This window comes from Nocardia sp. NRRL S-836, from assembly GCF_001279525.1.
Lineage (GTDB): Bacteria > Actinomycetota > Actinomycetes > Mycobacteriales > Pseudonocardiaceae > Lentzea.
This window is the reverse complement of the sequence record NZ_LGDY01000113.1, coordinates 38,521-55,248: the sequence shown is the minus strand read 5'-3', so window position 1 is coordinate 55,248 and position 16,728 is coordinate 38,521. Positions and strand designations below refer to the sequence as shown.

At 72.2% G+C, this 16,728-nt stretch carries 18 protein-coding genes; 7 read left to right on the top strand and 11 right to left on the bottom strand.

What is annotated here, in order from left to right:
• Positions 1-209: 209 nt before the first annotated feature.
• On the bottom strand, positions 210-1,772 hold the full coding sequence (locus tag ADL03_RS27775; RefSeq protein ID WP_082373528.1) for a penicillin-binding transpeptidase domain-containing protein: 1,563 nt from the start codon (positions 1,770-1,772) through the stop codon (positions 210-212).
• 106 nt (positions 1,773-1,878) lie between these two features.
• Complete coding sequence (locus ADL03_RS27770) at positions 1,879-2,619, bottom strand: SIS domain-containing protein (RefSeq protein ID WP_082373527.1); 741 nt, start codon at positions 2,617-2,619, stop codon at positions 1,879-1,881.
• A 99-nt stretch (positions 2,620-2,718) separates the two neighbouring features.
• Between ADL03_RS27770 and ADL03_RS27765 the strand changes: the two genes are divergently transcribed.
• Complete coding sequence (locus ADL03_RS27765) at positions 2,719-2,898, top strand: hypothetical protein (RefSeq protein WP_053736504.1); 180 nt, start codon at positions 2,719-2,721, stop codon at positions 2,896-2,898.
• A 6-nt stretch (positions 2,899-2,904) separates the two neighbouring features.
• Here the strand turns inward: ADL03_RS27765 and ADL03_RS27760 are convergent, their stop codons facing one another.
• The 8 genes from ADL03_RS27760 to ADL03_RS27730 all read right to left on the bottom strand — a co-directional run bounded on the left by ADL03_RS27760 (position 2,905) and on the right by ADL03_RS27730 (position 9,569).
• Positions 2,905-3,468 carry an NTP transferase domain-containing protein gene (locus ADL03_RS27760; RefSeq protein ID WP_231642318.1) on the bottom strand — a complete coding sequence of 188 codons (564 nt, stop codon included), beginning with the start codon at positions 3,466-3,468 and terminating at the stop codon, positions 2,905-2,907.
• 129 nt (positions 3,469-3,597) lie between these two features.
• Complete coding sequence (locus tag ADL03_RS27755) at positions 3,598-4,233, bottom strand: helix-turn-helix transcriptional regulator (RefSeq protein WP_053736502.1); 636 nt, start codon at positions 4,231-4,233, stop codon at positions 3,598-3,600.
• Between the two features lie 62 nt (positions 4,234-4,295).
• Positions 4,296-6,032: an ABC transporter ATP-binding protein gene (locus tag ADL03_RS27750; RefSeq protein ID WP_053736501.1), complete on the bottom strand. Its 1,737-nt coding sequence runs from the start codon at positions 6,030-6,032 to the stop codon at positions 4,296-4,298.
• Positions 6,029-6,439, bottom strand: coding sequence for a lasso peptide biosynthesis B2 protein (locus ADL03_RS27745; RefSeq protein WP_053736500.1), 411 nt, complete (start codon positions 6,437-6,439; stop codon positions 6,029-6,031). The genes ADL03_RS27750 and ADL03_RS27745 overlap by 4 nt, the downstream gene beginning before the upstream one ends.
• Positions 6,436-6,687: a lasso peptide biosynthesis PqqD family chaperone gene (locus ADL03_RS27740; RefSeq protein ID WP_053736499.1), complete on the bottom strand. Its 252-nt coding sequence runs from the start codon at positions 6,685-6,687 to the stop codon at positions 6,436-6,438. Before ADL03_RS27740 ends, ADL03_RS27745 begins: the two co-directional genes overlap by 4 nt.
• Positions 6,671-8,500 (bottom strand): lasso peptide isopeptide bond-forming cyclase, encoded by a 1,830-nt coding sequence (locus tag ADL03_RS27735; protein ID WP_053736498.1) that lies wholly within the window; start codon positions 8,498-8,500, stop codon positions 6,671-6,673. Before ADL03_RS27735 ends, ADL03_RS27740 begins: the two co-directional genes overlap by 17 nt.
• Positions 8,501-8,515: 15 nt before the next feature.
• Positions 8,516-8,617 (bottom strand): keywimysin-related RiPP, encoded by a 102-nt coding sequence (locus tag ADL03_RS47485; RefSeq protein WP_197288700.1) that lies wholly within the window; start codon positions 8,615-8,617, stop codon positions 8,516-8,518.
• Between the two features lie 127 nt (positions 8,618-8,744).
• Positions 8,745-9,569 carry an alpha/beta fold hydrolase gene (locus ADL03_RS27730; RefSeq protein WP_053736497.1) on the bottom strand — a complete coding sequence of 275 codons (825 nt, stop codon included), beginning with the start codon at positions 9,567-9,569 and terminating at the stop codon, positions 8,745-8,747.
• An 18-nt stretch (positions 9,570-9,587) separates the two neighbouring features.
• Between ADL03_RS27730 and ADL03_RS27725 the strand changes: the two genes are divergently transcribed.
• The 5 genes from ADL03_RS27725 to shbA all read left to right on the top strand — a co-directional run bounded on the left by ADL03_RS27725 (position 9,588) and on the right by shbA (position 14,312).
• Positions 9,588-10,331: an alpha/beta hydrolase gene (locus tag ADL03_RS27725; protein ID WP_197288699.1), complete on the top strand. Its 744-nt coding sequence runs from the start codon at positions 9,588-9,590 to the stop codon at positions 10,329-10,331.
• Positions 10,324-11,562, top strand: coding sequence for an NAD(P)/FAD-dependent oxidoreductase (locus tag ADL03_RS27720; RefSeq protein WP_053736496.1), 1,239 nt, complete (start codon positions 10,324-10,326; stop codon positions 11,560-11,562). Before ADL03_RS27725 ends, ADL03_RS27720 begins: the two co-directional genes overlap by 8 nt.
• Positions 11,559-12,248 (top strand): DUF1365 domain-containing protein, encoded by a 690-nt coding sequence (locus tag ADL03_RS27715; RefSeq protein ID WP_197288698.1) that lies wholly within the window; start codon positions 11,559-11,561, stop codon positions 12,246-12,248. Before ADL03_RS27720 ends, ADL03_RS27715 begins: the two co-directional genes overlap by 4 nt.
• Positions 12,249-13,478, top strand: a complete 1,230-nt coding sequence (locus ADL03_RS27710) for a cyclopropane-fatty-acyl-phospholipid synthase family protein (RefSeq protein ID WP_053736495.1) — start codon at positions 12,249-12,251, stop codon at positions 13,476-13,478.
• A 147-nt stretch (positions 13,479-13,625) separates the two neighbouring features.
• Complete coding sequence (gene shbA / locus ADL03_RS27705; protein ID WP_082373532.1) at positions 13,626-14,312, top strand: RNA polymerase sigma factor ShbA; 687 nt, start codon at positions 13,626-13,628, stop codon at positions 14,310-14,312.
• A 26-nt stretch (positions 14,313-14,338) separates the two neighbouring features.
• Here shbA and ADL03_RS27700 read toward each other — a convergent pair whose 3' ends face one another.
• Positions 14,339-15,577 (bottom strand): MFS transporter, encoded by a 1,239-nt coding sequence (locus tag ADL03_RS27700; RefSeq protein WP_053736494.1) that lies wholly within the window; start codon positions 15,575-15,577, stop codon positions 14,339-14,341.
• 52 nt (positions 15,578-15,629) lie between these two features.
• On the opposite strand from ADL03_RS27700, the gene ADL03_RS27695 reads away from it, so the two are divergent.
• Positions 15,630-16,658, top strand: a complete 1,029-nt coding sequence (locus tag ADL03_RS27695) for a carbohydrate kinase family protein (protein ID WP_053736493.1) — start codon at positions 15,630-15,632, stop codon at positions 16,656-16,658.
• The last annotated feature ends 70 nt before the right edge of the window (positions 16,659-16,728 follow it).

Sequence of the window (16,728 nt, the reverse complement as noted above, 5' to 3'; positions counted from 1 at the left end):
CGATCGGTTGACGTGGTGGGTGCGCGTCGCAGGACGGTGCACACCGGACCGGCACGGACGCCGGGCGTCCGTCGCACCGGGGGAGCCGGCGGGCGGTCGCGGTCACCGCGGCACTCCGCCCGAGGTGTCTCGCCCGAGGTGTCTCGCCCGAGGTGTTTCACCTGGGGCGTTCCGCCGGGGACGGCGCGTCCCCGGCGGACACCGCGGGATCAGCCCTTGAGGAACGCGGCGGTCGCGTTCAGGGCGCTCTGCGACGAACCGGCGTTCTCCACGAACACCGCGAACGCCACGTTGCCCTGGTAGCCGACGAACCAGCCGTGCGCGGTGCCGCCACCGGCCTCGGCGGTGCCGGTCTTGCCCGCCAGGCCGCGGAACCCGGCGAGCTGCTTCGCCGTGCCGCTGGTCACGACCTCGGTCATCATCTGCCGCAACGCGGGCAGTGCCGCGCGGGGTGGCGCCGCGCCGACGTCGCCGGGTGTGCCGACCCGGCCGCGCAGCAGGGTCGGGGTCGGCGTGCGGCCGGACGCGACGGTCGCGGCGACCAGGGCCATGCCGAACGGGCTGGCCTGGACGTTGCCCTGGCCGAAGCTGTTCTCCACCTGCTGGTCACCGGTCGCGGGCGGCACCTTGCCGGTGTTGGTGGACGCACCGGCCATGTCCCAGTCGGCGCCGAGACCGAAGCGCTTGGCCATGTCCGGCAACGCCGTGGCGGGCAGCTTCAGGCCGAGCTCGCCGAAGGTCGTGTTGCAGGACAGGGCGAACGCGGTGTGGAACGGCAGCGACTCGTGACCGAAACCGGCGTTGTTCACCGTGCGCGTGCCGATGGTGGCGCGGGCGGGGCAGGGCACCGCGGTGCCGGACTGGACCAGTCCGGCCTCCATCGCCGCGGCGGCGGTCACGATCTTCATCGTCGAACCGGGCGCGTAGCGGCCGACGAACGGGTTGGTGCCGGCCAGCGCCTTGTTCTGGGCCACCGCGAGGACCTCGGTCGTGGCCGGGTCGACGGCGACGATCGCGGCACCCTGCGGCAGCGCGTCGACGGCGGCCTGCGCGGCGGCCTGGCGGGCCGGGTCGATCGTGACGGTGAGCTTCTCGCCCATCTCCGGCTTCTTGCCGTCGAGCGCCACGAATGCGGTGCCGTTCGAGAGACCGACCTCCCAGCCGTCGGTGCCCTTCAGGTCACCCGCCGCGCCCGTGATCGTCGTGTAGAGGCCTTCCGGCAGCGAGCCCTGCACCAGCGGCTTGCCGTCCCGGCCGAGCAGGGCGCCGTCCGCGAGGGCCTTGCGGTAGACGAGCGAGCCGCCCTCGGTGAGCTGCGGGTGCACCAGCGCGGGCGTCCAGTGGACCTTCCACGTCGTGCCCGAGAGCTGCAGGCCGATCTTCACGTCGTACTTCAGCGCGGCCGAGTTCGGCATCGTCCACGTCACCGAGGCCGGGATCTCGGTCGTGGTCGCGCCCTCCGCGAGGGTCGGCACGACGAGCAGCCGGGCCTGGTAGGCCGAGGTGCCCATGCCCGACCGCGTCGCGGCGAACGCCTTGGCGGCCGGCTCCGGCGCGTCGGTCAGCGCTGCCGCGGCCGTGGCGTCGGCGCTGAACAGCTTGTTCACGAACGACTGCGCCACCGAGCTCGGCGAGTCCACCACCGGCTCGACCGGCTGCTCGGTGGAGCCGGCCGCGCCGCCGCCCCACACCAGCACGCCCGCCACGCCCACGATGGTGGCCGTGACGAGCGCCCCGCCGATCAGCACGAATCTGCGTGTCTTCCGTTCCACGGGTGAAGCTCCCCCCAGGTAGGTCATTCCCCGGTGGGAGGTTAACCACAAGATGTGGAGGTGCTGTGTACATCTCCAGCAGATCCGGGCAGTCCGGCCCGAAGGACTAGCCCAGCTGCGGGATGCGCGTCTGGTAGTGCCGGAGCATCTCGGCGTTGGCCGCGTCGCCGCCCTCGACGTTCGCGCTGCGCCACAACGGCAGCGGCACGCCCGTCTCGGTCGCCTTGTCGAACAGCCGCACCATCAGCAGGTTCCACAGGAACGTCGTCGCGAGCGTCGAGACGGCCGCGGTCACCGGTGCCTGCACCGGGTAGGTGGCGTCGCCGGGCGGCACGAGGTTGTCCAGCACGACGGTCGCGACCTCGGCCAGCGTGGTGCCGGCCCGGCGCGGTGCCTGCGCGCTCGCGGACACCGACGTGACGGCGACGACCGGGCAGCCCGCTTCGGCCGCCTGGAGGGCGAGCTCCACCGGGTAGTGGTTGACGCCGGAGGTGGAGAACACGAACAGCACGTCGTGCGGGGCGAGACCGGCGTCGCGCAGCACCTCGCCCGCGAGACCGGAGCGGCGTTCGGCGGACGTGCTGCTGATCGCGCCGTGCATCGGCAGCAGCTCGGGGTGGTAGATCGGGCGCACGCAGGCCAGGCCGCCCGCGCGGTAGAAGGTCTCGGCGACGGCCGCCAGCGAGTGGCCCGCGCCCGCGGTGAGGATCATGCCGTCGGCCTGCACCGCGGCGAGCACGAGCTCGGCCACGTCGTCCAGCGCGCTGGCGTTGTGCTGCTCGACGCGGGTCAGGTGCGAGCGCACGAGGTTGCCGTAGTCGGACCCGGTCACGGTGTCGGTCGTCATGCGGCCCAGTAGTACCGGATTGCCGATGGCACCACCAGTAACCCGCACGCCACAAACCCCGATACGCGCGTTGACGGCAGTGGCTGTGGACGGGGGTGGGTGGGCATCAGGCGGTACTTCTACATCTGGGTCGTGCTGACGGTGGTCTTCGCCGCCGCGGCCGCCACCCACATCGCGCTGGCGGTCACCTACTCCGAGCTCTGGCCGGTGTGGGTGGCGCTGGCGCAGCTCGTCGTGGCCGGCGGCTGCGCGCGGGCGGCGGTTTTCGCACGTCCCTAGCGACCGTCAGCCGCTGCGCGGCCGGAGATCGGCCGGCCGGTCCACGTCCGCGCCGTCCGCCACGTCCGAGCACTCGACGTGGCGCACGGTGCCGGCCCTGAGGTACTCCCGCGCGCCCTGGTCGCCGGCCGCCGACGACATCACGCCCGCGAAGTGGTCGCTGCCGATCAGCACCGGGTGCCCGATCTCACCCTCGTACACCGCCCGTGCCAGCGCTTTCGGCTCGGCCAGCGCCATCAACCGGTGCAGCGCGGCGACCGTGACACCGGGGGTGTCCACCGGCAGCACCACGACGGCGTCGGCGGCGCCGACCGCGCGCAGGCCCGTGCGCAGCGACGAGCCCATCCCGGACTCCCAGTCCGGGTTGTCGACCACGGTCACACCGGTCAGCGCGGCCTTCGCCCGCACCTCGTCCGCCGCGGCGCCCAGGACCACGACCACGGGCGCGCACCCGGCGGCCCGCAGCAGCTCGGCCGCGGAGTCGACGAACAGCTTGCCGTCCAACGGGACGAGCGCCTTCGGGGAGCCGAACCGGCGACCGGCCCCCGCGGCGAGCAACAGACCGGCCACGCGCATACCTCGAATCTAGTGGCGCGACGCGGAACGGTGGCGGGTGATCCACGCTCGGGCACCGCCCCCGTACGGTGCCCGTCCGACCGCGAATCGCCACGGCGCCGTCACGCGCCACACCACCGGGCGCTAGTCGGTGACGCGGGCCAGCCGGAAACCGAGGGCCATGCGCGAGCGGGTGCCGAAGCGCTGCTGCAGCTGCGCCACCACCGCGCGGACCGTCCGGCTGCTCATGCCCAGCCGCGCGGCGACCTGGTGGTCGGTGGCGCCGTCCAGCAGCAGCCCGATGACCAGGACCTCGCGGCTGGTCAGGGTGTGGTCGTGCGGAGCGCACTCGGCCGGTGTGCGGGCGTCGGACCACATGAGCTCGAACAGCTGGCCGTACGGGTCCGACAGCGGGCTGCGCAGCAGGACGGCACCGGCGTTCAGGTCGCCGGTGGCGAGTGGCAGCACGGCGCTGCGGTCGTCGAAGACGAGCATCGGCCGGGCGGGCCCGGAGTGCACGCGGACCTCCACGCGGTGGCGGGTGGCCCGGTCGACGGACTCGGTCCGCAGGGCGAGCGCCGCGTCGAGCAGCAGCCGGCCCCGCTCGGCGGCGCCGACCACGAGGTCGAGCAGGTCGCCGTCGACACCGCCGCTGCTCGTCAGCACGCACCGCACCGAGCCGCTGCGGGCCACCAGGTCGACCAGCGTGCGAATGATCGTGGAGCGGTCGTGCAGAAGCTCGACGAATTCGGTGCGGCTTGCCGGAGAAGGTCGCAACACGACTCGCCTTTCTCCCGGATGCGGATGGGAGTAGCCATGTTGGCACCGCCTGGAGGAATGTCCTACCTCCATCCAGGGGATGTTTCGGTATCGAATGGATTTGCATTCTGCATGAACTCTCCCGCGACGAGGCTGCCATAGAAATCATTGATGGCGAGCAACTCGTCATGTGTGCCCCGCGCGACGACCTCGCCCGCCTGCAGCACCACGATCTGGTCGGCCTCGCGAATTGTGGACAACCGGTGCGCGATCACCAGCAATGCGCACTCCCGCGTGGCCCGCCGGATCGCGCGGTGCAGTGCCCGCTCGTTCACCGGGTCGAGGTGCGCGGTCGGTTCGTCGAGGAGCAGCAGGTCGGGGCGGGTGAGCAGGGCACGGGCCAGTGCGACGCGCTGGCGTTCACCGCCGGACAGCGCACGACCGCGTTCGCCGAGCGGTGTGTCGAGACCGTCGGGCAGACGGCGCACGAGATCGCCGAGATTGGCGAGTTCCAGCACTTCGCGCAGATCGCCGTCCGAGGCGCCGGACACCGCGTAACGGAGATTGTCACGCAGGGTGCCGCTGAGAACCGGGCAGTCCTGGTCGACCAGTGCGATTCGGGACCGCCACCGGTCCAGGGCGAATTCCGCGATGTTCGTGCCGTTCGCGAGCACCGCACCCGAGTCCGGCTCGTAGAATCGTTCGACGAGCGCGAACGTGGTCGACTTGCCGGCGCCGGACAGGCCGACCAGTGCGACGTGCGAGCGCGGGTGAACGGTGAAGGACACGCCGCGCAGCACCGGCCGGTCGCGGTACCGGAACCAGACGTCCCGGAATTCGAGTGCGATTTCGCCCTGCCGTGCGGGTGTAGTCCCTGACGGGTTCTCGACCGGCAGCTCCTGCACCTCGGCGACCCGGCCGAGCGCGCCCATGCCCTTCTGCAGCAGCCCGATGCCCTGCAGGACGGAGGTGAACGGGATGATCAGGTAGGTGGCGTAGAGCAGGAACGCCATGAGGTCGCCGACCGACGCCGCGTCCCTGGCCACGCGCGTGCCGCCGACCAGCAGCACGACGAGCAACGACCCGCGCAACGCCAGCTCGACAGCGGGGCTCATCACGGACGTGATCCGGGCGGCCCGCACCCCCGCGGCACACGCCTGCTCGGCGCGCTGCCCGATCAGCGCCTCCTCGCGTTCCTCGGCACGGCACGCGCGCACGGTCCGCAACGCACCGAGCGCGCGCTCCAGCTCCGCGGTCATCTCACCGACCCCGCGCTGCATCTGCTCACCGGCGGTCCGCAACCTGCCGACCAGCGAGTAGACCACCACGGCCGCGACGACGACGGTCGTCATCACCCACGCGAACAGCACCGGGTCGACCAGCAGCATCAGCACCACGGTGCCCGCGCCGGTCAGCGTGCCGGTGACCAGCTGGACCGACGCGGTGGAGACGACCTCGCGCAGCACCGTCGTGTCGACGCTGACCCTGGACATCAGGTCGCCGACCCGGTGCGCGTCGAACTCCGCCATCCGCAGCCGCAGCAGCCGGGCCACGAGCCGGCGGCGCACCCCGAGCACGACCCGTTCACCGGTGCGTTCCAGCAGGAACAGCCCGAGGCCGTCCACGCACGCCTGCACCACGAACAACGCCGCCATCGCCGCGATCACCGGCCACGGCACGGCCGCCGCCGAGTCGACGGCCGTCCGCAGCAGCTGCGGCTGGAGCAGCCCGAGCCCGGACGCGACCAGCGTCGCCGTCGCGGCCAGGGCGAGCCCGCGCCGGTGACCGCTGGTCAGGCGCAGCAGCCCGAGTGCGTTCATATGGTCATCAACGGCCGGAAGTACCGCGGCGGGAGGTTCTCGTCGACCGGTTCACCTTCCGCCTCGACCCACGCGTGCGCGCCGAACGGCGGTAGCACGCGCACGCCCGCACACCACGTCGGCCAGCTGCCCGACATCCGGCAGAGCAGCGCGACGGCCGCGGACCTCGGCAGGCAGCCCTGCGGACCGAGGCAGCGCAGGCTCACCGCCAGCACGGCGTCCCGCGCCGCCTTGGCCTCCGCGTAGCTCGCCGGCCGGGCGCCGCGGCGGGCGAAGCCGAGCACCCGTCGCAGCCTGTGCGGTCTGAGCCGCGCCAGCGGGGTCGCGACGGCGACCGCGCACCGGGCGGCGATCCGCAGCCGCAGGGGTACACCGGTGGGGCGGCTCAGCGAGCCCGGCGTGGTCACGCCGTCACCAGGCCCGCGGTCCGCAGCCCCGCGACCAGCACCGACACGTCCTGACGCGCCTGGTCCTCGGTCACCTCGTAGCTCGACGTGAGCGCGGCGACCGCCGCGTCCTCGTCGGCGCCGTCGAGCAACGCCCGCACCACGACCACTCCGGTCGGGTTGAGCTGCCAGTAGTGGCCGGTCCGCTCGTCCAGCAGCACCTGGCCGTAGTCGGTGTCCGCGACGGAGATGTCAGCGCGCAGTCGCATGGGTCGCTCCCCGGTTGGTGTCCTGGCCGCGCAGCCACACCTCGCAGCCGATGGTCGAGTACAAGATCGCCGAGCGGAGCTCGGGGGTGTCCGGGCGCAGTGCCAGCTCGGTCAGCCTGCGCCGGTCGACGAGACCGAGGTCGGCCAGCCGCGAGGACTCCCACAGCTCGACGAGGTCACCGCGGTGCCGGCGCAGCCCCGCGGAGGCCTCCAAAGCTGCCTGCGCCTTGTTCGTGCGGGCCAGGCAGTCGTCCGGCACGATCCCGCGCATCGCCTCGGTGAGCACGGGTTTGTAGCGCCACGGCGTCACGCGGTCCTCCGGCCGCACCGAGAAGCACGCCTCGATCACGCGGTCGTCGAGGAACGGCGACTGGACGGGCAGTCCCGCGCGCGCACTCATCTGCTCCCACTGCCGGATGATGCGCGCGCAGGACAGGATCGGTTCCAGGTCGGCGTGCTCGCCCCTGGTGGGCCCCAGCGGTTCCGCGTCCGCCGCCAGCAGCGCGTCGCGGGCCAGCGCGTGCGCCTCCGGCGTCACCCAGTCGAACAGCCGCGGCGGCGTGCCCCAGCCCAGCGCGCCCACCACCGTCGGCCCCCGGTCCGCACGCAGCCGATCGGCCTGGCCGGTGAGCCACGCCCGGTACGACCGGGAGTCGGCCAGCGTCCTGACCATCGGCCCCAGCGGCCAGTGGAACAACGCGCGGAACGCGCGCAGCTGCCTGATCGCGAACAGCGGCCGCCGGCGCAGCAGCGAGTGGAAGTGCGCCTCGGAGCACCAGGCGACGTGGTCGCCGCCGATCCCGGTGAGCCGGACCCGGCACCCCTTCTCCGCCAAGCCCTTCAGGTCTTCGAGCAGGCGCTGGCGGTCCATCACGCCGATGGTCGGCTCGTCCATCGGGTCGTCGATGCCGAGCAGGTTCTCGTACACCAGCGGGATGCGGTCGCGCGGCCACACGACGTGCTCGACGGCGGGCAGGTGCCCCGCCGCCCTCCTGGCCCAGGCCACGTCCTCGTCGAGCGGGTCGAGCGACGGCCAGGTGCTGGCGACGACCCGCGCGTCCGACCGGGCGGCCAGGAACGTGATCGACGTGGAGTCCAGACCGCCGGACAGGTCGCACGCCACGGTGCCACCCGCCCGCGTGCGCACGTCGACGGCCGCGGCGAGCGCCTCCCTGACCACGGGCGCGGACTCGGCGAGTCCGCGCACCGGTTCCGGGGCGCGCCACCACCTCCTGAGCCGGGCGCCCGCACCGTCCAGCACCAGCGCGCTGCCGGGCGGTACGCACTCGACGCCGCGCCACATCGTCTTGTCCAGCAACGGGTGCGGCGTGGGGAACAGCAGCCGGACGGCGAGGCTCTGCTCGTCGACCGGTGCGTCACCGGCGAGGACGTCGGCCCGGTCGGACGCGACCACCACACCGTCGATCCGGCGGTGGAACACCAGCCGCAGGCCCGAGGCCGTGCCCTGGACCCGGCACCGGCCGCCCAGCGACGCGACGAGGTGGAAGCTGCCCGGCAGGCCGAGCGCGAGCTCGTCGAGACGGGCGGGGTCGCGCAGGGTGGAGGCGGCGCGCTGCAGCGCCGCGGCGCCGACCGGGCACCAGCCGATCACCGCCAGCCGGACGTCGCCCGCCGTGGCGACGGTGATCTCGCCGTCGGACCACCTCCCGGCGAGCCACGGACGTCCCGACGCGTGCCGCAGCGTGCGGGACCCCGGCGCGCAAGTGCGACGGGCCACGGCGGGCGCGGCCTCGTGGTCCGGGAAGACCACGAAGTGCGACCCGCCGTGACCCCGCGAGCCCTGGTCAGGCATTCGCGCTGGGTCGCGTCAGTTCTTGCTGAGGATCAGCCGGTCGTTGCCGGAGAACCCGAGCAGGCCGGTCTGCTCGTCGAAGGTGCCGAGGTCGATCAGCTGCGGAGTCTCGTACATGGTTCGCACCTCTCTCGTGGGGATCTTCGTTCAGCGCGCGCAGAACTGAACGTAACGAGAGACTTGAGCCGTTGACCAGGCAAAACGGCTTCCGCTTCCGGCAACTGCCGCTAGCGGCAACTAAGGTTTAGCCGAGGTTCTCCAGCAGCAGGGAGCTCGCGGCCTCGGGGACCTCCTCCGGGATCCAGTGGCTGACGTCCTCGACCATCTCGAACCGGTAGGCGCCCGTGCACCACTTCTCCGTCTCGAACGCGGCCACCGAGCCGAACGCCACGTCCTCGGTGCTCCACACGTACATGGTCTTGACCGAGACCTTGTCCGCGGCACCGTCCGCCTTGCCCGCGCGGTACCAGTTGAGCGCGGCCGTCAGCGCGCCCGGCTCCGAGAGCCGCTGGACGTACTCGTCCACGTGCGACGGACGCACGCGGTGCTCGAACATCTGCCGCAGCGCGTGGGCGTTGTTGTCCAGCATCCGCCGCTCGGTGCTGCGCTCGCGCCAGTCCAGCATGTACTGCGACCGCATCCGCTGTTCCTCGTCGGTCTGCAGCGCGGTCCTCAGCGCACCGGGGTGCGGCGTGGAGAACACGGTGAGCGTGCGCAGTCGGTCCGCGTGCTCGATGGCGGTCCACCACGCGACCGCGCCGCCCCAGTCGTGGCCGGCGAGGTCGAACGTGCCCCAGCCGAGCGCGTCCGCGAGCGCGACCACGTCACCGACCAGGTGCGTCATCGTGTACTCCTGGTAGCGCTCCGGCCGCACGCCGGGGGAGTAGCCGCGCTGGTCCGGTGCGACGGCGCGGAAGCCGTTCACGCCGAGGACCGCGACCTGGTGCTCCCACTCGATGGCGGCCTCCGGGAAACCGTGCAGGAGCAGCACCGGGCGGCCGTCCTCCGGACCTGCCGCGATGGCGTCGAAGGTGCCGGCCTCGGTGGGGATGCTCAGGTGCTCGATCACGGCGCCGAATCTACCGGTGTGACCTGGCTCTCACGCTCCGAGCCGAACGGCGGCGTGGTCCGAAGACCCGGTGTGCATCCGCATGTCGACGTGCTGCAACCGCCTGGCCGCACCGATGCCGTCGTGCTCGTCCTGCACGGCGGCCGGGAACACGGCCAAGAACCGGTCCGGCGCCACAACCTCGCCTACCTCAGGATGGTCCCCCTGGCCCGTGCGCTGCGCGCGCCCGGTGTCGAGGTGTGGCTGCTGCGCTACCGCAAGCGCGGCTGGAACCCGCCGGACCTCGACCCGGTCAAGGACGCCGAGTGGGCGCTCGACCGGATCACCGAGCGGCACCCCGGCCGGCCGGTCGTGCTCGTCGGTCACTCCATGGGTGCCAGGGCCGCGATCAGGGTCGCCGGGCACCCCGCGGTGCTGGCGGTGTGCGCGCTGGCGCCGTGGATCGAGCCGGGCGACCCGTTCGAGCAGCTCAGGGGCCGATCGCTGCTGATCGCGCACGGCGACCGGGAGCGGATGACGGACCCGCGCAGGTCGCTGTGGTTCGCGCGGAGGGTCAAGACCGTCACCGCCGACGTGGCGCGGTTCAGCGTCGTGGGCGACGGGCACGCGATGCTGCGGCGGGCCAGGGACTGGACGCGGCTGGTCGTCGACTTCGTGCGCGGCACGCTCGGGCTCGAACCGATGGCGCCGGACATCGCGAACGCCCTGCGCGAAGCCTCGCCGGGTGGGCTCGACGTCCCCTTGGGAGGGTCACGTGGCTGAGGTCGCCGTCATCGGAGCCGGAGTCGCCGGGCTCACGGCCGCGTACGTGTTGCAGCGCAAGCACAGTGTCACGTTGTTCGAGGCCGACGACCGGCTCGGCGGGCACGCGCACACCCACGACCTGGACGGCGTCCGCGTCGACAGCGGGTTCATCGTCCACAACGAGCGGACGTACCCGAACCTGATCCGGCTCTTCCGCGAGCTCGGCGTGTCCACCCAGGACTCCGAGATGTCGATGAGCGTGCGCTGCGACGGCTGCGGCCTGGAGTACGCCGGGGCGAAGAAGCTGCCGGGGCTGTTCGCGCGGCGGGCCAACGCCGGCAACCGCCGGTACGTGCGGATGCTGGCCGAGATCACCCGGTTCTACCGGCACGCGCGGCGCGTCCTGGACCACGAGGAGGCGCACGACGTCACGCTCGGCGCGTTCCTCGTGATCGGCGGCTACTCCCGCTACTTCGTCGACCACTTCATCATCCCGCTGGTGAGCGCGGTGTGGTCGGCGGGCGCGGCGCTGAGCATGAGGTACCCGGCCTGGTACCTGTTCGAGTTCCTCGCCAACCACGGCATGCTGTCGGTCGGGGGCACTCCGCGGTGGAAGACCGTGACCGGTGGCTCCCGCACCTATGTGGACCGTGCCGTGCGGGGCTTGAGCGCCGTCCACGTGAACACCCCCGTCCGCGCGGTCACCAGGACCGGCGGCGACGTGGAGATCCGCGACGAGCGCGACGTCGCGCACACCGCGGACCACGTCGTCATCGCCACCCACCCGGACCAGGCGCTCGGCCTGCTCGCCGACCCGACGCGCGAGGAGAAGGAGGTACTCGGAGCCTTCCGGTACGCGCGCAACGAGACGTGGCTGCACACCGACGCGTCGATCCTGCCGCGCACGAACGGCGCGAAGGCGTCGTGGAACCTCTACAAGCGCGCGTGCCGCGAGGACGGCGACCAGGTGCTCGTCAGCTACCACCTGAACCGGCTGATGCGGCTGCGGGAACCACGCGACTACGTGGTCACGCTCAACCCGCACGACGTGGACGAGCGGCAGGTGCTCGCGCGGATGACCTACGAGCACCCGGTCTACACGCCGGAGTCCGTTGCCGCGCAACGACGTCTGCCCGAGCTGAACACCGGCACCACCGCCTACGCCGGCGCCTACCACGGCTGGGGCTTCCACGAGGACGGCTGCGCGGCCGGGGTGCGCGCGGCCCGGCACCTCGGGGTGGACTGGTGATCTACGACGTCGTCATCGCGCACCAGCGCCGTGACCGCGTCGACCGGGCGTTCCGCCACCGCGCGTACCTGTGGCTCGTCGACCTCGACGACCTGCCGCGCCTGCCGTGGTGGGCGCGGCCGTTCGCCCGCTTCGAATCGCGCGACCACTCGTTCGGCGCCGGTGACGCGCCGGACCGGTCCATCCGGCAGAACCTCGACGGGTGGCTGGCCGGTCAGGGCGTCGAGCTGGGCGGCGGACAGGTCCTGATGCTCGCGGGCGCCCGTGTGCTCGGGTACGTCTTCAACCCGCTGTCCGTGTACTGGTGCCACAACGCCGCCGGGGAGCTCGCGTGCGTGGTCGCGGAGGTCCACAACACGTACGGCGGACGGCACAGCTACCTGTTGCGCACCGACGACCGGGGCAGGGCGTCGGTGGACAAGGAGTTCTACGTCTCCCCGTTCCTGGAGGTCGGCGGTCACTACGTGATGCGGCTGCCGACGCCGGAGGAGCAGCTGTCCGTGACCATCGCGTTGCGGCAGAACGGGAAGACCACCTTCAGCGCCACCATGCGCGGGACCCGCAGCTCCGGGCTGCGGATGCTCCTGCGCCGGCCGCTGATGCCCCAGCGCGTCTCCGCGCTGATCCGCCGCCACGGCATCGCCCTGTACCTGCGGCGCCTGCCGATCGTTCCCAGGAGTGAGTAGATGAGCACGCTGTCACTGCCCCGTCCGAACCAGGGCATCTGGCCGGGCCTGTTCACCGCGCCGCGCTCGCCCCTGCGCGCGCGGATCGCCGAGTCGCTGTTCCGCAACGCGGTGAGCGCGCTGCCCGTGACCGTGCGGCTGCCCGACGGCCGGACGTGGGGCGCGGGCGGTCCGGTCATGCGGCTCGTGCGGCCCGCCGAGTTCTTCCACCGGCTCGGCGCCGACGCCAAGATCGGCTTCGGCGAGGCGTACATGGTCGGCGACTGGGACTGCGACGAGCTCGCCGACGTGCTGTCGGCGTTCGCCGCGCGGCTGTCCACGCTGGTGCCGCCCGGCCTGCAGCGGATGCGCCGGTGGGCGGAGCGGCGGCAGACCGAGGTCAACGACATCGCGGGCTCGCGGCAGAACATCCACCGCCACTACGACCTGTCGAACGACCTGTTCGAGCGGTTCCTGGACGAGACGATGACGTACTCGTCGGCGTTGTTCGACGGCGACCGCGGCGTCGACCTGCACACGGCGCAGCTGCGCAAGATCGACGGCGTGCTCGACTACGCGGGCGTGCGCGCCGGTGCACGGGTGCTGGAGATCGGCACGGGCTGGGGTGCGCTGGCGATCAGGGCCGCCCGCAGGGGTGCCACCGTCACCTCGCTGACCATCTCCGCCGAACAGCGCACGCTCGCGCTGGACCGGGTGAGGGACGCGGGCCTGCAGGATCGAGTGGCGGTGCACCTGCGTGACTACCGGGAGGAGCACGGCAGCTACGACGCCGTCGTGAGCGTGGAGATGATCGAGGCCGTCGGTGCCGAGTTCTGGCCCGACTACTTCTCGGTGCTCGACCGGGTGCTCGCGCCGGGAGGCCGGGTGGGGCTACAGGCGATCACCATGCCGCACGACCGGATGATCGCCAGCAGGGCCAGCTACACCTGGATCCACAAGTACATCTTCCCCGGCGGGCTCATCCCGTCCGTGCGGTCGATCGAGGAGTCGGTGCGCGACCACACCCGCCTGCGGATCACCCAGACCCGTTCGTTCGGCGACGACTACGCCGAGACGCTGCGGCGGTGGCGCGAGACGTTCCTGGGGCGCTGGGACGAGATCGCGCGGCTCGGGTTCGACGACACGTTCCGCCGGATGTGGGAGTTCTACCTGGCCTACTCGGAGGCCGGCTTCCGGGTCGGCTACCTCGGCGTGCAGCAGTTCGCCATGGCCGAACGACTGGGCCATTAGGACCACGTTCTACCCCAAAGGGGTGCTGCTTGCCCCACCTGAGCGGACTTCGTGGTCCTCTTGGACGCAGGCGGTATCAAACGGCTCGCTGCGTTCTCTTCTTCAGTGAAGCCCCCAAGTGTCGCTGTAGTGGAGGAGGTCGCCGGGATGGTCCAGCCCACAGCCGTGCGGTCCGGTGGCGGAGTCGGCGTCCTCTCCGAGGAAGAGGTCTGGAACCCGCCGGTGGTGCCCGTGCGCCGCAGGGCGCGCCAGGAACCGGTCTCCAACCAGTGGCTCGCCGAAGCCGAGTTCACGGACCTCGTCGACGCCGCGCTGGAGGGCGACAGACGGGCGGTCGAGCACCTGCTCGGCCGCATCCAGCCGCTGGTCCTGCGCTACTGCCGGGCCCGCGTCGGCGGCCGCGAACGCACCCTCGTCTCGGCGGAGGACATCGCGCAGGAGGTCTGCGTGGCCGTCCTCGGTGCCCTCTCGAAGTACCGGTACGAGCCGGGGTCGTTCCTCGCGTTCGTCTACGGCATCGCCGCCCACAAGGTCGCGGACGCCCGCCGCCGCGCCGTGCGCAACCGCGCGGAGGTCGTGCCGGAGCTGCCCGACTGCGCGTCCGACGAGGCCGGACCCGAACAGCACGCCGTCAACGGCGAGCTGATGGCCCAGGTGGCCCGGCTGCTGCACAGGCTGCCGCCGCGCCAGCGCGAGATCCTCGTGCTGCGGGTGGCCGTCGGCCTGTCCGCCGAGGAGGTCGCGCTGGCGGTCGAGTCGACGCCGGGCGCGGTCCGGGTGGCCCAGCACCGCGCGCTCACCCGGATGCGGGAGATGATCGCCGAGGAGCAGTAACGGCCACGACCGCCGGGTGCCCGGCCTCAGCCGGCCGGGTGCCGGTCGTCCTGCTGCGCGGCGTTGTCCCGTTCAGCGGAGGCCGGTTCCGTGCGCAGGTCGGCCAGCCCCGCCACCACGGCGGTGACCAGCAGCAACGACCCGAACACCAGCAGCGCCACCGCGCCGCCCACGGCATCGGCCGCGAACGCGCCGAGCACCGGCGCGACCGGCGTGAACACCCGTGCGGCCGTCGTCGTCACGGCGTCCATGCGGCCCATCAGGTGCTCCGGCACCAACGCGGTGATGAGCGCGCCGACCGACACGTTGATCAACGGCGTGCCGAGTGCGAAGACCGTCAACGGCACGACGGGCCACCACGCGCCGAAGGGGAGCGTCATGGCCAGGTCCGACAGGCCGAACAACGCGGTCACCGCGACGAGCAGCCGGCCGGGCGTGACGGTGACCCTCGGCGCGACCAGCGAGCCGAGCACGCCGCCGATGCCCATGCCCGCGAGCACCAGGCCGACCAGCGCGTCACTGCCGCCGCGTTCCTTGACCAGCGCCACGGTCGGCAGCATCGCGCCGCCGCCGAGCAGGTTGAGCACGAGGAAGACCCCGACGACGTTGCGCAGACCGCGCTGGTGCCACAGCCACAGCCACGCCTCCTTCATGTCCTCGTGCATCCGCTGACGGGGGCTTTGCCCGGTGCGTGCCGGGATTCGGGCGAACGCGGCGCACACCGCGGCGACGAGGTAGGTCACCGCGTCCGCGACGAACGGGACCGAGCGGCCCAGGCCGTAGAGCAGCGCGCCCAGCGGCGGACCGGCCAGCCGTGCGGCGTGACCGCGGGCCTCCTCCTGCGCGAACGCGACCGGCAGCTGCCCCGCGGGGACGACGGCCTTGATCGCGGTGGTCCTGGCCGGACCGGCGAACGCCGTGCCCGCGCCCTCGACGGCGGCCATCGCGACGAACACCGCGACGTCGTTGTGGCCGGAGACCACGTTGACCGCCATCACCGCGAGCGCGACCGCCTGCGCGGCCTGGCTGAACAACAGGACGCGGCCGCGGTCCCAGCGGTCCACCCACACCCCGGCGGGCAGCTGCGCGAGCAGCAGCGCGGCCGCGCGCGCACCGGTGACCACGCCGGCCCAGAAGTACGACCCGGTGACCGCGAAGATCAGCAACGGGAACGCGTACGTGGTGAGCTGCGTGCCCAGCTGCGAGACGGCGCCGCCGACCCACAGCAGCTGGAACTGGACGTTTTTCCTCAGCGGAACCCCCATGGGGGACGTTCCTAGCGCAAAACTGTCGGTGCCGGGTGGCAGAGTTGCCCGCATGGCGGAACCCGACTTCGACGTGCTCCTCACCGGGACGGTCTTCCTCGACATCATCTTCACCGGCCTGCCCCGCCCGCCGGCGGCGGGCACCGAGGTGTGGGCCGACGGGCTCGGCTCGTGCCCCGGCGGGATCGCGAACCTGGCCGTCGCGTTGCGCAGGCTGGAGCTGAGGACGGCGCTCGCCGCGGCGTTCGGCGAGGACGCGTACGGCGACTTCTGCTGGGACGTGCTGGCGGACCAGGAGGGCGTCGACCTCTCCTACTGCCGCCGGTTCTACGGGTGGCACTCGCCCGTGACGGTGTCGATGGCGATGGAGCACGACCGGTCGATGGTGACGCACGGGCACAAAGCGCCCGTCGGTGCGGACGACCTGTTTTCGCCGCCACCGTCGGCAAAAGCGTGTTTTGTGCACATACAGGCGGAAGACGAGCAATGGGTGCGCACGGCGAAGGAGAACGGCGCGAAGCTGTTCGCCGACATCGGCTGGGACCGCACCGGGGCGTGGTCGCCGGAGCTGTTGCGCCGCCTTGACGGATATGACGTGTTCCTGCCGAATCACGTGGAGGCGCAGGGGTACACGCGCACCGACACGCCGGAGGCCGCGGCACGCCGGTTGGCCGAACACGTGCCCGTGGTTGTCGTCACACGCGGGGGCGGTGGCGCGGTCGCCGTGGACAGCGCGACCGGCGAGGTCGTGGACGTGCCGGGGCTCAACGTGGCACCGCTGGACGCGACCGGTGCCGGAGACGTGTTTGGGGCGGGGTTCGTGATGGGCACACTCGCGGGGTGGCCGCTGGAGCACCGCGTCCGGTTCGCGAACCTGTGTGCCGCGTTGTCGGTGCAGCACTTCGGCGGCTCGCTGTCGTCACCGGGCTGGGGAGACATCGCGGTCTGGTGGCGGACGGTGAGCCGGCGGCCGGACGAAGAGCTCTCGCGCTACGGGTTCCTCGACGACCTGCTGCCCGACCACTCGGGCGTGGAGGTCCGGCGTGCCAGCCCGACGATCGGTCTGCGGTTGCTCCGGTAGGTTGAAATCAGTCGATCAGCGGACGCAACCTCACCGGTCTCCCGCGCGACTTACAAGGTAGAGATCTCTG

Coding starts and splice junctions, on each gene's coding strand:
- ADL03_RS27770 (WP_082373527.1), bottom strand. CDS start 2,619: ATGACGACCGACACCGTGACCGGGTCCGACTACGGCAACCTCGTGCGC.
- ADL03_RS27750 (WP_053736501.1), bottom strand. CDS start 6,032: ATGAACGCACTCGGGCTGCTGCGCCTGACCAGCGGTCACCGGCGCGGG.
- ADL03_RS27740 (WP_053736499.1), bottom strand. CDS start 6,687: ATGCGACTGCGCGCTGACATCTCCGTCGCGGACACCGACTACGGCCAG.
- ADL03_RS27735 (WP_053736498.1), bottom strand. CDS start 8,500: ATGCCTGACCAGGGCTCGCGGGGTCACGGCGGGTCGCACTTCGTGGTC.
- ADL03_RS47485 (WP_197288700.1), bottom strand. CDS start 8,617: ATGTACGAGACTCCGCAGCTGATCGACCTCGGCACCTTCGACGAGCAG.
- ADL03_RS27710 (WP_053736495.1), top strand. CDS start 12,249: ATGAGCACGCTGTCACTGCCCCGTCCGAACCAGGGCATCTGGCCGGGC.
- shbA (WP_082373532.1), top strand. CDS start 13,626: ATGGTCCAGCCCACAGCCGTGCGGTCCGGTGGCGGAGTCGGCGTCCTC.
- ADL03_RS27700 (WP_053736494.1), bottom strand. CDS start 15,577: ATGGGGGTTCCGCTGAGGAAAAACGTCCAGTTCCAGCTGCTGTGGGTC.
- ADL03_RS27695 (WP_053736493.1), top strand. CDS start 15,630: ATGGCGGAACCCGACTTCGACGTGCTCCTCACCGGGACGGTCTTCCTC.